Genomic DNA, 13,523 nt, shown 5'->3' with positions numbered 1-13,523 from the left:
GGAGAGGTTGGCGAGGCGGAGGAGGGGCAAGCTTATCCCTCTCGTTGATCTTCAATTTGAAGCGGATCCGGGTCCTTCTCGATGGCGGTTGTTTGCTTCCGCTGCCCGCGTATAATGCTGGAAAGCTGTTCAATGCGATCAAATGCCGGTTTTGCTTTCTTTCCGGCCGTACCAAGAGCATCACCTAGATCGACGATCTTTCCTAGAAGGAGGTGGAAGTTACTAAGCTCTTTGTCCACTTCCGCCTGAACTGAGTTCACAGCGCGAAGAACACGTTGCTTTCGTTCGTCTCCTAACCAATCGCTTGCATATACAACACTTCGCAGGTCAGAAATAACTTGATGAATGCCGGTTTTGTGCTCTGTATCAAAAACAATTGCTTCCGATAGCTCTTGAGTAATGTCCTCGTACTCTAAAGCAACTCGTGCTTCTATCTGCTGAGCGAGAAGCCTAGTTTTCCACTCCACGACCTTGGAAATGAAACGAGTATTGACCTCAGCCATCTGCTCTCTTTCGTTGCCCTCAGGAAGAGCATCGGGATAGTCAAGGTTTAATAGGGTTGCGGCTTTTCTGAAACGTACATCAGCTGTGAGAAAGGCAGGATAGTAATTGATGTCCCACCCATTGTCCCCGCTGACCTCCATCTCCTCGCTTCGCGCGTCTTCGAATTCCCGAATGTGTTTCAATAATAGTTCGAAGTGTTCCATATATTATTGCCTATGCTACCGCACTGCCTCGATCGGTCCCTCCGCGCTGCCGGAGATGAACTGTTCCACGTAAGGGTCGCTCGACTGATCCATCTCGGCCACGGGACCCGTCCAGCGGATCTTGCCGCCGTGCAGCATGGCAACATTGTCGGCAATGGCACGCACCGAGGTCATGTCGTGGGTGATGGTCATGGCGGTGGCGCCCATCTCCACCACGATCTCGCGGATGAGGTCGTTGATGACGCCGGACATGATCGGATCCAGCCCGGTGGTGGGCTCGTCGAAAAAGATGATCTCCGGGTCGGCGGCAATGGCGCGGGCGAGGCCCACGCGTTTCTGCATACCGCCCGACAGCTCTGCGGGCAGGCGGTCGGCGACATCGGCCTTCAGGCCCACACGGCGGAGTTTCTCGATGGCGATCTCGCGGGCCTCATCACGGGGGCGAGCAAGGCTGCCACGCAAGAGGCGAAAGGCCACATTCTGCCAGACGGGCAGCGAGTCAAACAGTGCCGCACCCTGAAACAACATGCCAAAGCGAGCAAGGAAGGCATCGCGATCACCTTGGCCCACGGGTTTGCCGTCCACGCGGATCTCTCCCGTGTCGGGTTCAATGAGGCCAAGCACACATTTCAGTGCCACAGATTTGCCGGTGCCGGAGCCGCCGATGATGACCAGAGAGGAGCCCTTAGCGACCTCCAGATCGACACCGCGCAGCACTTCGTTGGAGCCAAAGGCCTTGGCGACCTGACGCATTTCAATCATCGGATGGGTCATAGTGAGAAGAACACCCCGGTCAGCACAAAGTTGGCGGCGAGGATCAGCACGGCGGCGGCTTCGACCGAGCCTTTGGTGGCGCGGCCCACGCCCTGCGCGCCGCGGCCCGACTGCATGCCGTAGTAGCAGCCCATGAGGGCAGCAATGGTGCCAAAGGCTGCACCCTTGACCAAGCTTGAGACGATATCGCGCAGCTCAAGGAAGTCGACGGTGTTTTTCAGATAGGCGGCGGCGTTGAAATCCAGGGTCTCGGTAGCAACCACATAGCCGCCCATGATGCCGATGATGTCACCAACGCCCACCAGCACCGGCACGGTGATCAGGGCCGCCAGCACACGCGGCGCGACGAGGTATTTCATCGGGTTGGTGGAGAGCGTCACCAGCGCGTCGATTTGCTCGGTGACTTTCATGGTGGCGATTTCGGCAGCAATCGAAGAGGTCACCCGCGCCGCGATCATCAGCCCCACCAGTACCGGGCCAAGTTCGCGGACCATGCCGATGGCGACGATCTGCGGCACCACGGCCTCGGCATTGAACCGCGCCCCGCCAGCGTAGATCTGCAGCGCCAGCGCGCCGCCGGTGAAAATCGCGGTCAGGGCAACGACAGGCAGGCTGAGCCAGCCGACCTGCAGCAGCGCATTGGCAAACTCGCGTGGATAGAACGGCGGGCGCAGCATGTGGCTAAAGGTCGAAGCGGCAAAGCGCGTGATCCGCCCGAGGGCAGCGAGGCGGCCCAGCGACGTGCGGCCGATCATCCCAAGGGCGGACATGGGGTTCATGCGCTATAGGTCCTCGCATAGCGATTGCCGAGCGAGGTCAGAACCTCATAGCCGATGGTGTCGGCGGCATTGGCCAGAACATCCACCGTCTGCGCCTCGTTCATCAGGCTCAGATAGGGGGGCACATCGTCCAGATCGGTGATGTCCACAGTGATCAGATCCATTGAGATCCGCCCCACCACGGGGCAAGGGGTGGAGCCTGCATAGGCCATGATGCCTTGGCGCTGAAAGGCGCGGTGCAGACCGTCTGCGTAGCCTGCGGCAATGGTGGCAATGCGGGTGTCGCGCTGTGCGATCCAGGTGTTGCCGTAGCCCACGCTTTCGCCCGGCGCGAGGTCGCGGGTCTGGATCACCGGGACCTCCAGCTCGACCACCGGCAGCGCGTCGCTGTAGGGCGCACCGCCATATAGACCGATGCCCGGACGGCAGAGATCAAAGTGATAGTCGCGGCCCAGAAGCAGACCGCCGGTGGCGGCGAGCGAACGGGGCAGGTTCAGCCCCTCGGTCATCTCGATGAAGTTCTTGAGCTGATAGGGGTTCATGCCGTGGCCTGGTTCATCGGCACAGGCCAGATGCGACATCAAGAGGACCGGGTTCTGATCCAGCGCAATGTCGCGCACCGCCATCCATTCGGCCGCCTCCATCCCGAGCCGGTTCATGCCGCTGTCGAGCTGCACGCCAAAGGGATGTCCCGGCAAGCTCTCGAAATGGCGCAGCATCTGGTCGAGCGAGTTGAGCATTGGTGTCAGCTGGAAGTCGCGCAACAGTTTTGCGTCACCCTCCATATGACCGGAAAAGACCGAAATCCCGGGTCCCGGTCCCAGCGCACGCCGGAGCGCGATGCCCTCTTCGGCGATGGCGACAAAGAAGTTGCGGGCGCCTGCCTGAGCCAGCGCCTTGCCGACGCGCCCAGATTCCAGACCATAGCCATTGGCCTTGACCACGGCTGCGGTCTCGCAGCCGGTCTTGGCATCCAGATTGCGCCAGTTGATCGCCAACGCATCCAGGTTGATTTTTAAACGTGCCGTGCTCATGCGTCGTTCATGACATGGAGGTCACCGGGGTCAAGGGGGAAACCGCATCGGGGGTGGCTTTGGGCAGGCTGTTGCGCTGCTTCAGGGGCCGAGAGGAGGCACGACCGCGCGCCCGCTGGACTGGCTCTACGTACTGCACCAGCGCGGTTTTCACTAAAGACATTCGTAATTCCACCTATACGTGTTTTGATCTGCATGATTTGTTAAATCTACCGTGGCCAGGCTGGTTCAAGACTTTGAGATATTGAGAGGTCACCATGTATATTAATCAATCTTTGAGCGAACAGACGCTCGCCCTGTTCAAAACCGCAGGGGCAAGCCAGGATGGCACAGAGGCACCGAAAACGTTGCTGGCATCGTCATCTGTCGCCGATCAGGCCCTGAAATTTGCACTCAGCAAGATTGCGCTTGCAGCAAGGGCGGGAGAACCTGCGGAACCGGTGTCCGAGGGCGCAGAGGCTGGAATTCCTGAGGAAGGCGGCACCTATGGCGGGCGGTTCTCCGATCCAGCGCAGCGCGCCAAAATATTCGCAGAGGCTTATGCCAGACAGGCCGCATCCGATGCCTTTCAGGCAGAGAACGGATACAAAAACCGTCTATCGATGGGGCTTTATACGGCTAATTCCATGGCGAAGGCCCAGCAACCGGGGATGGGCCACTATGAGACCCGTGAAGATGCTGTTGCTGCGGCGGCGGAGCGTTTGGGGGACATGATCACGGAGGCACGTTCGGTCAATAGGACCCGCAACACTACCACTATACCACATGACCGTAATCTGGACATCTCCGGCACTCAACACAACTGGATTGGTGTCAAGAATGAAGATGCTCAGAAGTATCTAACTGAACTGTCGGCAGACGAGCTAGTGTTGGCGAAGGAGAAGCAGGCTCATGACCTCAAGGTTACCGGTATGTGGTATAACGTGAGGGCGTCTGAATTGACCCGCGACTTCGGTATCACAGCCGAAACCTCGACAAGCTTCGACGAGGATGGTCGCGTTACATTAAATGACTTTGAGGTCACGCATTCCAAGTATGGCAAGGTCGGTGAAGTGAAAGACGGTGTGTTCTACATCGCCACGACAGATGGTACGCTCGTGGACCCAGAGGTGTACTTCGGCAACGCTGCGGCCAATTGAAAGTGACCTGAATCAGCGCAGTGACCGCGACGGCAGCCGGACGCGCATTGATCTCGGAGATCTCCGCGCGGTCGGCCTATGCTGTCCAGACACACCCACAGCGGTTTTTCGGAGACCCGCTGCGGGCCGAGATCGCGCTGTAGGTGTTTGACAAAAGGTGAAACGGCGGGGCGCGTGTCCCCGCAGACCTGAGTTTTTCTTAGTAGCCGTCGGGTTGCTGTTGCCAGGATTTGGCAAGGTTGCCAAAACGGGTGAACTGCGCCTCGAACGATAGTTCCACCGTGCCGATGGGGCCGTGACGCTGCTTGCCGACGATGACTTCGGCCTTGGCGTGCAGACGCTCCATCGCTTGTTTCCACTCTTCCATCTTGTCGAGTTCGTGATCGCCGGGTTTTTCGCGTTCCTTGTAGTATTCTTCGCGGAACACGAACATCACCACATCGGCGTCCTGTTCGATCGAGCCCGATTCCCTGAGATCCGACAGCTGCGGGCGTTTGTCCTCGCGGCTTTCCACCTGACGCGACAGCTGCGACAGGGCGACCACGGGGATGTTCAATTCCTTGGCGATGGCCTTCATGCCCATGGAAATCTCGGCGATCTCGTTCACCCGGTTGTCGGACATGCCGCGGCAAAGTTGCAGATAGTCGATCACCAGAAGATCAAGCCCGTGCGTCCGTTTCAGACGTCGCGCGCGCGCTGCAAGCTGCGAGATCGGGATCGCGGGCGTGTCGTCGATAAAGAGCGGGCAGCTCTCCAGATCCTTGGCGGCCTGCACGAAGCGGCGGAATTCCTCTTCGGTCATATCGCCTTGCCTGATCTTGTGCGAGGAAATCTCGGAGGCTTCGGCCAGGATACGACCCGCCAGCTGTTCAGCCGACATCTCAAGCGAGAAGAAGCCGACGACGCCACCGTCCACCGCGCCCTCGCTGCCGTCCTGTTTCAGGCCGCGCTTGTAGGCTTTGGCCACGTTGAAGGCGATGTTGGTGGCGAGCGAGGTTTTCCCCATCGAGGGACGTCCCGCGAGGATCAACAGGTCCGACGGGTGCAACCCGCCGAGTTGTTTGTCGAGATCGTCAAGACCGGTGGAAATCCCGGCCATGCCGCCGCCGCGCTGGTAGGCCTCATTGGTGACATTGACCGCCTCGGTCACCGCGCGCAGGAAGGATTTGAACCCCTGTTCGGTCTGGCCCTGTTCAGCCAGTTGATAGAGCGATTGTTCCGCCTCGACGATCTGTTCCTTGGGTTCGGAGGCGACATCGACGCGGCGGGCTTTTTCCGCGATGGTCTGACCAAGGGCGATCAGCTCGCGCCGGATCGCCAGATCATAGATCATCTGCGCATAGTCGCGCACCGCAAAGGCGGAGATCGATGCAGAGGCCAGCTTGGCCAGATAGGCGGGACCTCCCAGTTCGCGCAGGCCCTGATCGTCTTCCATGAAGGCCTTGAGGGTGACCGGCGATGCCAGCGCATTTTTCGAGATGCGGGCAGCGGCGACCTCATAGATCCGGGCGTGCACGGGATCATAGAAATGCGAGGAGTTAATGATCGAGGCGACTTTGTCGTAGACGTCATTATTGGTGAGAATTGCCCCCAGCAATTGCTGTTCCGCCTCGACGGAGTGGGGCAATTCCGATGCCTGTGCTTCACCTGCCGAGCCGCTGGAGTCCGGTGACGCGGGCGGCTGTGGATCGCCGTTAAATGAGGTGATCTCGTTCATGTCTGCTCTCTTGTGATAGGCCCGAGTTCTACGCTGGATTCGAACCTGATTTCCATCTGGAAATCCCTGTGGATGAAGTGAGGATAACCGCAGAGACGGATGTGGGCAATTTTTCGAAAAACCGGGATAGGCGCGTCTGACTTCTGTATCTGGTGTGCGCAAGTCGCGTCAGCCACGAGATATGGAAAAGGCCGCTCCGATTCGGTGCGACCTTTTCCACAGAAATCAGTAGCCTTGGGGGTAGAGTTTTCCTCAGGCTTTCTTGTTGGCGTCTTGCCAAGCGCGGGGATCGCGCAGGAATTTCTCTACTTCATCAAGGGTTTCGACGCTGAATGCCCCTTGAAGGCGAGCCTCTTTCAGCACGTCCCACCATGTGCACAAGTAGTGAAGTGCAACGCCATGATCACCCAGCGTCTTGGTGGTTTCGGGGAAGATGTCGTAATAAAAAATCACCGCAGTGTGGCCGCAGGTCGCGCCGGTGTCGCGGATCGCATCCACAAAGGAGAGCTTGGAGCCGCCATCGGTGGTCAGGTCTTCGACCAGAAGCACCCGCTCGCCTTCGGACATTGCGCCCTCAATACGGGCGTTGCGGCCGTAGCCTTTGGGCTTTTTGCGCACATAGGTCATCGGCAGGGCGAGACGTTCGGCCACCAAGGCGGCAAAGGGAATGCCCGCGGTTTCGCCGCCGGCGATATTGTCAAAGGCCTCAAAGCCTGCATCCCGCATCACGGTGACCGCCATGAAATCCATCAGGGTGGAGCGAATGCGCGGGAAGGAGATCAGCTTGCGACAGTCGATGTAGCTCGGCGAGGGCAGGCCGGAGGCCAGCGTGTAGGGTTCATCGGTGTTGAAGTTCACCGCGCCGATTTCCAACAGCATCCGGGCGGAGAGGCGGGCGATTTCTTCGGGTGAGGGGTAGGAGGAGGGGATCATGGCGTATCCTTCGAGAGCAGAGTGCCAGAGGCGCGGGCGGGAGCCTCCGGCGGGGATATTTATTGAGAAGATGAAGTCAGGCGACGGTCCAATGCACCGGAAATCCGGGATCAAAGACGGTGACCGGGCCGTCCGGCGTGTCGATCTGTTCCGGGAACGCGAAGGGGGCGTCCTGTTTCACCAGCGTGATCTGGCCGGGGTTTTCCGGCAGTCCGTAGAAGGCGGGACCGTTCTTGGAGGCAAAGCCTTCGAGCTGATCCAGCGCGCCGTCTTCTTCGAACACATGCGCCAGCAGCGCCATGGTGTTGGTGGCGGTGAAACAGCCCGCACAGCCGCAGGCTTGCAGTTTGTTGGCGTCCGTATGCGGCGCTGAGTCGGTGCCAAGGAAAAACCGATGATCGCCCGAGGTGGCGGCAGCGCGCAGGGCGATACGGTGTTCTTCGCGCTTGGCAACCGGCAGACAGTAGTAATGCGGCTTGATGCCACCGACGAGGATATGGTTGCGGTTGATGATCAGGTGATGCGTGGTGATGGTTGCGCCCAGATCCTTATCCTGCGACCGCACGTAGTCGGCAGCGTTCCGTGTGGTGATATGTTCCATCACCACACGCAGGCCCGGGGTCGCCTGACGGATCGGGTCCAGAACCCGGTCGATAAACACCGCCTCGCGATCAAAGATGTCGATGTCGGGGTCGGTGACCTCGCCATGGGTGCAGAGCGGCAGGCCGATTTCGGCCATCTTTTCCAGCACCGGGCGCACCTTGTCGAAATCGCGTACGCCGGAAGCGGAGTTGGTGGTCGCCCCGGCGGGGTAGAGTTTGACCGCTTTCACCAGACCCGACGCATGGGCGGCGGCCACATCCTCGGGGTCGGTGTCCTCGGTGAGGTAGAGCGTCATCAGCGGCTCGAACGTCATGTCGCCGGGCAGGACGGACAGGATGCGGTCGCGATAAGCGCCTGCCTGTTCGCCGGTCACCACCGGCGGCACGAGGTTTGGCATGATGATGGCACGGCCAAAATGGCGCGCGGTTTCCGGCAGCACCGCGCGCAGCATGTCGCCGTCGCGCAGATGCAGATGCCAGTCGTCGGGGCGGGTGATCGTCAGGCTCTGGGTCATGGGGCAGGCGTTAGCACAGCCCCATGAGCTTGGGAAGGCGGGTTAATGCCCGCTGTCGGTCTGGGGCTTCTCTGGCGGAAGCACCGGGCCGGGGGGCAGGCGAAATTCGCCGTCTGTTGCGCGCTGTTCCAGGCCGCGCAGGCGGCGGCGGAAACGCGGCAGGCGGCGGCGATCATTGACGTTTCTGCACAGGAGCACGTTCAGATAGGGGCGATCAAGATAATCGAGCCGGTTCAAAACATTACGCAGGTAGACATTGTTGTCGCGCCGCGCCCGTGCGAGCCGGTGGAATACGTTTGCGGTGAGCCGCCCACTGCCTGCAAGGGACATGATCCGATAGAGAATATCCATCTCGATCAGGCGGGTCTGGATTGCATCTCCCATGCAAGGAAGCCGCAGACGCGTTACATTGGGGCGCGCATAAAGGGCCGCGTGCATCGCATCCAGAGACTGGTAGGGATCATAAAGCACAAAGGCCCTGTCAGCAGCGTCCAGCATATCCGGCGCGTAGCCGTAGCGGTCGGTAAAGGAGGTGCGGCGCATCTCGACAAAGCGGTCGTCCCATTCGGTCATACGCGGATCGAGTGTTGCTTGCGGCTGGATCGCCACCACGGTGGCACCGGGGGCCGCAACGGAAAACGCCGCCGCCGCGTAGCCGCAGGGACCTGCGCCATAGAAGACGACATTGTCGAATTCTTCAAAGAAACCATCGTCGATCAACTGATCGAAGAACCCATAGATACGCGCCTCGCGAAACCAGGTGTCGCCATCCGAGATCACGCATAGATGCGACCAGCCCAAATTCTTGACCAGATCAAACCCCAGTGGCTGTGCGGTTTCAGAAAAGCTCTCGATGCCCTGACGGCTCTCGAACGTCACCAGAAGCGTGTTGCCTTGATCGATGAATGTGGCGAAATGCCTGTCACCGAGCGGCTGATACATGCCGTTGTCTTCAGCCATCTCTGCCAGGCGGGCCTGCCATTCTGCAGGCTTTAATCCTGAAAGGTCCTGCTCGAGGATATCTGTGTCGTCTTGCATTTGCGCCACCTGCCACCCGTTTTTTCGGTCTTGCTCAGGGTAAGATCTAGGTGGAGATTGAGGCTAAATTTAGAAAAACCTTGGCCCAATTGTCGGCCATTGTTGCCGCAGTGGGGATAACTCCTGCTTATTCGGAGCTTTGTGTTGGCGTCTTGCCGGGCCCAGTTTCCGGGCTCTCGGTTGATTTTGGCTCAATGCGCACTGTGCGGCGCTGGCGCATGCCCAATGTGGCAAACCCGGCCAGAGTACGACCTGTCACATCGCTGATGGGGCGCGAGGGCGGTGTCATCATCAAACGACCAAAGAGCGCGCGATAGGGCTCTTCGCGCATCAGCTCCATAAAGCGATCCTTGCGCCACTGCACTGCGCGTTCATGCAATTTGCGCAGTCTGGCGTCCTCAAGAAGCATATCGAGGATCGCATCGCGTGCAGGGCGGTAGCGCGCGATTGTGGTGTCTTCATCGGTGTTGAAGTTGCGCTCCACCCAGTAGTCGATGTCCAGCAGATGGTCTGAATGGACTGCACGACCGCGATTGGCCTTCAGGATGTAGCTCTCCATTGCGCCAAGCGGGTAATGGTTGAGTTGCGCCAGCGCATAATTGTCCTGACCATAGTTGGAAAACACTCGCTTGGTTTTGAAATCGCCCATCAATTCGCGCCCGACGCAGTCAAACCAGCGAAACTGCTCCAGTGCGGTCTCGTCTTTGACATTGCGCGGGCGATGGATGCCGATTTTGCGGTAGACGCCGGAATTGCGATAGAGCGTTTTGAACATGGAAGCACGCCATGGCCAGTGCATCACTGCAGGGGCCGCGCGGGTGAAGCGATCGGTGACACGTTCCCCCTGATAGCGGACCTGATCGGCATTGCCAAAAAACCGCCATGTGAGGGTGATTGCATCGGCCTCCGGCAGGGCCTCCAACAGATCACTGATCTGTCCTTTGCCGGTGTGGATGTTCACAAATTCATCGACATCCAACGCCATGATCCAATCGGCCCGTTTGGTCAACCGGTGTTTATCGGCGCGTTTCATGGCGGTGAACTGGATGCCGCCCTTATCAAAGGGGCCGGTATTCTCAACATGTGCGAGATGGCCCATCTCGTCCAGGCGGTCCAGCATTTCCACCGTTTGATCATCGCAATCGTTGGAAAAGACGAGGAAATCCGTGAACCCCACCGCCTTGTGGTGGGCAAGCCATTCCAACAGATAGGCGGCCTCATTTCGGACGGTCAGAACGGCCAGCGTGCGCATCATCAGCTCTCCAGATCCAATGAGAGCGCCCAAGCGACGCGTTCGGTTGCGGTAAGATCGATCTCCAGAGCCTGACGGTAGAGCTCTTCGAACTCGGCGCGCTGGTGCAGCTCTGCTGCCTTGGCACGGTGCCACTCCAGCCCCGCCTGATGCAGATCGGTCAGGGTTTTATCCTCCATCAGACGCGCCATTTCTGCCTGCATCCTGGGTAGGTTGCGCTGAATGGTGATGTCGCGGTGGTCGTTCCAATCCATGCGGATCCAGTAGTTCAGCCCGATGGAGCGATCCACATGCAGCGCTCGACCACGTTGGCGTTTTACCAGAAAGCTCTCTGCCGAGCGCAGCGCGTAGTGGTTCAGTTGCAGCAGATCATAGCCGATGGATTTTTTGGAGCTGCGCCAGCCATTGTCCGCCACCTCCTGCGTCATGTCCTGACCGGAGCCATTGACCCATTTCACCTGCGCGCGCTTGTCTTCTTCCAGCTTGTTGGGCCGGTGGCAGGAGATTTTCTTATAGGCACCAATGGTTTTGAACATGGTTTTAAAGCCCCAGACCGTATGTGGCTTGGGACAGAACTTTGGTGCGCAATGATCGAACTGCGCGATCACAGGCCGGTCGCTGAGGGCGGTGACGCCGTTGTGGCCGAACAGTCGCCACGTCATCGCGACATTGGTGGCGTCCGGCACATGGTCAAAGAAATCATCCAGCGTACCATTGCCACAGCGCACGTTCATGAACTCGTCGACGTCGATATGGATGACCCAGTCGGCCTGTTTGATTACCGGCTCTTTCAGCGCCTGATTGAGCGCATATTGCTGGGGGGAGTTGCCTTTCCAGTTGTCATTATTGCGATGCTGCAGGATGCCAAGGTCTTGCAGGCGGTCCAACAGCTCCGAAGTGCCGTCACTGCATCCATTGGTGTAGATCAGGAAATGATCGACACCGATCATCCGGTGATAGGCCACCCATTCGAGGATATAAGGTGCTTCATCTTTCATGCAGCCGACGATGACATTGCCGCTTTGTCCTTTTGAGAGCTTGCGCGGCGCAACCTCAGTGTAGGGCGGCATCTGGGCGGTTTCATCCACCCGGCCAAGTTGGTCATGCGGCTTAAACGAAGACCCCTGCAACATTGCAAAATTCTTGAGCGCCAATGGAGGCATCAATCGGCGCGCCTTTGCGGAGGGGGCGGCACCCGCTGCGCTTTCTTGCGCCGCGCGAGCGCTCCGGTGCGCCAGCAGATCGCCCTCGCGCGCGGCGCGCTCTTCCGCTGTCGCTTTCTCAATTCGGTGCAGAAAGGCCATAAGATATTGCGAGGCGCGAAATCCCATCTGTGGGTCAGTTTCTGCCCATTCCTCGGTCGAGGTCGCAACCTCGAAGATGTGTTCTGACAGCGCCTCATGCGCTGCACAAAGCGCGGCGTTTTGATCTGCGAAATACCGTGTCACAGCACCGAGCCGCGCTACGTCAATGGGCGGACCCTCCACATGGAGGTCTTGGATCATCTGCCGCCACAGCTTACGCGGCAGGATATGGTTGCCCTGCGCCAAAAGCCTGAGCAGCAGCGCATTGAACTGACGCCCACGGGTGAGCCATGCGGCAGGAACAGGTAGGCTGGGTTTTATAGCGGTTGCACGCCCGATCTGCCCCTCAATGCCAAAGGCCGCGCAGATCTCTTGGGTGATCTCCGCGCTGTCAAACTTTGCCGGGTCATAGCTGCGAAAGGCAACCGAGCCCTCGCCAAAGACCTGCTCCCAAAAGGCTTGAAGCGCCTGATAATCAAGCCAAAAGGGCGCGCCTTGGGTTTCCTCAAATTGACCCGCTTGTGGGTCTACCGGCGGCAGGGTGTCCAGTGCTGCATCCCACCAGCTGTCCTCGCGGGTCAGTTCCACCTCGCAGGCCAACCCGGTGGCACGGCCTTCAAAGACCTGCTCGGCAAAGACATCTGCCAGCATGCGCGCCTGTGCATCCAGATGCGCAACAATGCGAATGTCATCAGAGAACGGCGTCAACAGCGCTTTCAGCCGCTCCAATTCGCTTTGGCGCGACAATTGTGTGCCGAGTTGGTGGGCGCTCAGGATCAGCGTGTGAGGCGCGTGTTTGGCTATGTCCGCAGCGAGGCTTTCTACCAGTGTTTCGCGCAGATGCGCTTGTTTGGCTGTGCCGATGAAACCCCGATTATAGCGCAGCGGGTCGACATGGTCTGGATCGGTGACCGCCATAAACAGACGCGTGTGGTTCTTTGGTCCTGCGGCACGCGGTACCATCACGCCGCGCGCCAACAATTGATCGCGTTTGTCCGCGAGCACCGCCTGCAGACGTTCGGAACCCGCCTTGTGCAGGCCGATATGAAGATAAATTCGCATCAACGCGCACTATCCTGTTCTGCGCTGCCATCTTGTGCCGCGCGATCTTCGGGGTTGATGTTGGACTGTCCCCACCACGGCACCGGACGGCCCAAGCACCGCTCAAGCCGTAGCCGCGCGTCGGGGGCGGCAACGTCCAGTTCCAGATAGAGCGGATCATTGCGGAACCAGTGGGCAAGGGCCTCATAATGGCCATCGATCCAGATCATTTGCTCATCGATCTCATGGCCGTATCCGACCGGGAGGCCGGGAACGGTAGAGAGCGGAATGCGAAGCTTGCCGAGGTTGTTCCAGCGCATGATCGAACGCGCCATGTGCTCTGTGTCGCGCCGTGTCGCAATAAAACACAGCTTAGGGTGAAGTTTTCGCAAGGCCAGCAACAACGCATGATCGCATTGCGGCCAGACAGAATTCCCGCCGTAGATAAAGCTTATTTCGGTCAGCGCGTCATGGTCGTTCAGCAGGGCCAGCGGGTCGCCGTATTTAAAAAGCCCCTGATACATCAGATCTCCAACAAACACTCTGTCGGCCGGATCGTTGGGATCCTCGCGTGATTTTATCCGGTGGTCGGCCACAGAAAACCCCGCCTGCGTCAGCGCATGTTTAAGCGTGGTGGTTCCGGATTTCGGCAGCCCAAGGTTGATGATTTCAACGGTCATTCAACAGG

Annotated in this window: 13 protein-coding genes; 1 reads left to right on the top strand and 12 read right to left on the bottom strand. The window is 59.0% G+C overall.

What is annotated here, in order from left to right; genetic code table 11:
- Positions 1-32 precede the first annotated feature (32 nt).
- The 5 genes from UB90_RS12530 to UB90_RS22820 are packed head-to-tail and all read right to left on the bottom strand — an operon-like array spanning position 33 to position 3,457.
- Positions 33-707: a hypothetical protein gene (locus UB90_RS12530; protein WP_065326012.1), complete on the bottom strand. Its 675-nt coding sequence runs from the start codon at positions 705-707 to the stop codon at positions 33-35.
- 15 nt (positions 708-722) lie between these two features.
- Positions 723-1,469: an ABC transporter ATP-binding protein gene (locus tag UB90_RS12525; RefSeq protein ID WP_065326011.1), complete on the bottom strand. Its 747-nt coding sequence runs from the start codon at positions 1,467-1,469 to the stop codon at positions 723-725.
- An 8-nt stretch (positions 1,470-1,477) separates the two neighbouring features.
- Positions 1,478-2,260, bottom strand: coding sequence for an MlaE family ABC transporter permease (locus UB90_RS12520; protein WP_065326010.1), 783 nt, complete (start codon positions 2,258-2,260; stop codon positions 1,478-1,480).
- Positions 2,257-3,294 (bottom strand): alanine racemase, encoded by a 1,038-nt coding sequence (gene alr, locus UB90_RS12515; RefSeq protein WP_065326009.1) that lies wholly within the window; start codon positions 3,292-3,294, stop codon positions 2,257-2,259. The genes UB90_RS12520 and alr overlap by 4 nt, the downstream gene beginning before the upstream one ends.
- A gap of 7 nt (positions 3,295-3,301) precedes the next feature.
- Positions 3,302-3,457, bottom strand: a complete 156-nt coding sequence (locus tag UB90_RS22820; RefSeq protein ID WP_157888765.1) for a hypothetical protein — start codon at positions 3,455-3,457, stop codon at positions 3,302-3,304.
- Positions 3,458-3,551: 94 nt separating this feature from the next.
- Between UB90_RS22820 and UB90_RS12510 the strand changes: the two genes are divergently transcribed.
- Positions 3,552-4,433 carry a hypothetical protein gene (locus UB90_RS12510; protein ID WP_065326008.1) on the top strand — a complete coding sequence of 294 codons (882 nt, stop codon included), beginning with the start codon at positions 3,552-3,554 and terminating at the stop codon, positions 4,431-4,433.
- A gap of 199 nt (positions 4,434-4,632) precedes the next feature.
- On the opposite strand, the gene UB90_RS12505 is transcribed toward UB90_RS12510, so the two are convergent.
- The 7 genes from UB90_RS12505 to UB90_RS12475 all read right to left on the bottom strand — a co-directional run bounded on the left by UB90_RS12505 (position 4,633) and on the right by UB90_RS12475 (position 13,515).
- Complete coding sequence (locus UB90_RS12505) at positions 4,633-6,150, bottom strand: replicative DNA helicase (RefSeq protein ID WP_005646628.1); 1,518 nt, start codon at positions 6,148-6,150, stop codon at positions 4,633-4,635.
- Positions 6,151-6,402: 252 nt separating this feature from the next.
- The gene (locus tag UB90_RS12500) at positions 6,403-7,083 is read right to left on the bottom strand and encodes an orotate phosphoribosyltransferase (RefSeq protein ID WP_065322051.1); all 681 of its coding nucleotides are present in this window, start codon (positions 7,081-7,083) and stop codon (positions 6,403-6,405) included.
- A 76-nt stretch (positions 7,084-7,159) separates the two neighbouring features.
- Positions 7,160-8,200 (bottom strand): dihydroorotase, encoded by a 1,041-nt coding sequence (gene pyrC / locus UB90_RS12495; protein ID WP_065326007.1) that lies wholly within the window; start codon positions 8,198-8,200, stop codon positions 7,160-7,162.
- Positions 8,201-8,242: 42 nt separating this feature from the next.
- Positions 8,243-9,238: a phosphoadenosine phosphosulfate reductase gene (locus UB90_RS12490; RefSeq protein ID WP_065331976.1), complete on the bottom strand. Its 996-nt coding sequence runs from the start codon at positions 9,236-9,238 to the stop codon at positions 8,243-8,245.
- Between the two features lie 127 nt (positions 9,239-9,365).
- Complete coding sequence (locus UB90_RS12485) at positions 9,366-10,490, bottom strand: glycosyltransferase family 2 protein (protein ID WP_204161377.1); 1,125 nt, start codon at positions 10,488-10,490, stop codon at positions 9,366-9,368.
- Positions 10,491-10,492: 2 nt separating this feature from the next.
- Positions 10,493-12,856, bottom strand: a complete 2,364-nt coding sequence (locus tag UB90_RS12480) for a glycosyltransferase family 2 protein (protein WP_065326004.1) — start codon at positions 12,854-12,856, stop codon at positions 10,493-10,495.
- Positions 12,856-13,515, bottom strand: a complete 660-nt coding sequence (locus UB90_RS12475) for a sulfotransferase (RefSeq protein WP_065326003.1) — start codon at positions 13,513-13,515, stop codon at positions 12,856-12,858. Before UB90_RS12475 ends, UB90_RS12480 begins: the two co-directional genes overlap by 1 nt.
- Positions 13,516-13,523 lie beyond the last annotated feature (8 nt).

Source organism: Tritonibacter mobilis, assembly GCF_001681715.1.
GTDB classification, from domain to species: Bacteria; Pseudomonadota; Alphaproteobacteria; order Rhodobacterales; family Rhodobacteraceae; genus Epibacterium; species Epibacterium mobile.
Note: the sequence above shows the minus strand (reverse complement) of the source record. Positions and strands in the feature narration are given on the sequence as shown.

Bases quoted from the DNA above. Each gene is read 5' to 3' on its own strand.
- UB90_RS12530 (WP_065326012.1), bottom strand. From the start codon at position 707: ATGGAACACTTCGAACTATTATTGAAACACATTCGGGAATTCGAAGAC.
- UB90_RS12525 (WP_065326011.1), bottom strand. From the start codon at position 1,469: ATGATTGAAATGCGTCAGGTCGCCAAGGCCTTTGGCTCCAACGAAGTG.
- UB90_RS12520 (WP_065326010.1), bottom strand. From the start codon at position 2,260: ATGAACCCCATGTCCGCCCTTGGGATGATCGGCCGCACGTCGCTGGGC.
- alr (WP_065326009.1), bottom strand. From the start codon at position 3,294: ATGAGCACGGCACGTTTAAAAATCAACCTGGATGCGTTGGCGATCAAC.
- UB90_RS22820 (WP_157888765.1), bottom strand. From the start codon at position 3,457: ATGTCTTTAGTGAAAACCGCGCTGGTGCAGTACGTAGAGCCAGTCCAG.
- UB90_RS12510 (WP_065326008.1), top strand. From the start codon at position 3,552: ATGTATATTAATCAATCTTTGAGCGAACAGACGCTCGCCCTGTTCAAA.
- UB90_RS12505 (WP_005646628.1), bottom strand. From the start codon at position 6,150: ATGAACGAGATCACCTCATTTAACGGCGATCCACAGCCGCCCGCGTCA.
- UB90_RS12500 (WP_065322051.1), bottom strand. From the start codon at position 7,083: ATGATCCCCTCCTCCTACCCCTCACCCGAAGAAATCGCCCGCCTCTCC.
- pyrC (WP_065326007.1), bottom strand. From the start codon at position 8,200: ATGACCCAGAGCCTGACGATCACCCGCCCCGACGACTGGCATCTGCAT.
- UB90_RS12490 (WP_065331976.1), bottom strand. From the start codon at position 9,238: ATGCAAGACGACACAGATATCCTCGAGCAGGACCTTTCAGGATTAAAG.
- UB90_RS12485 (WP_204161377.1), bottom strand. From the start codon at position 10,490: ATGCGCACGCTGGCCGTTCTGACCGTCCGAAATGAGGCCGCCTATCTG.
- UB90_RS12480 (WP_065326004.1), bottom strand. From the start codon at position 12,856: ATGCGAATTTATCTTCATATCGGCCTGCACAAGGCGGGTTCCGAACGT.
- UB90_RS12475 (WP_065326003.1), bottom strand. From the start codon at position 13,515: ATGACCGTTGAAATCATCAACCTTGGGCTGCCGAAATCCGGAACCACC.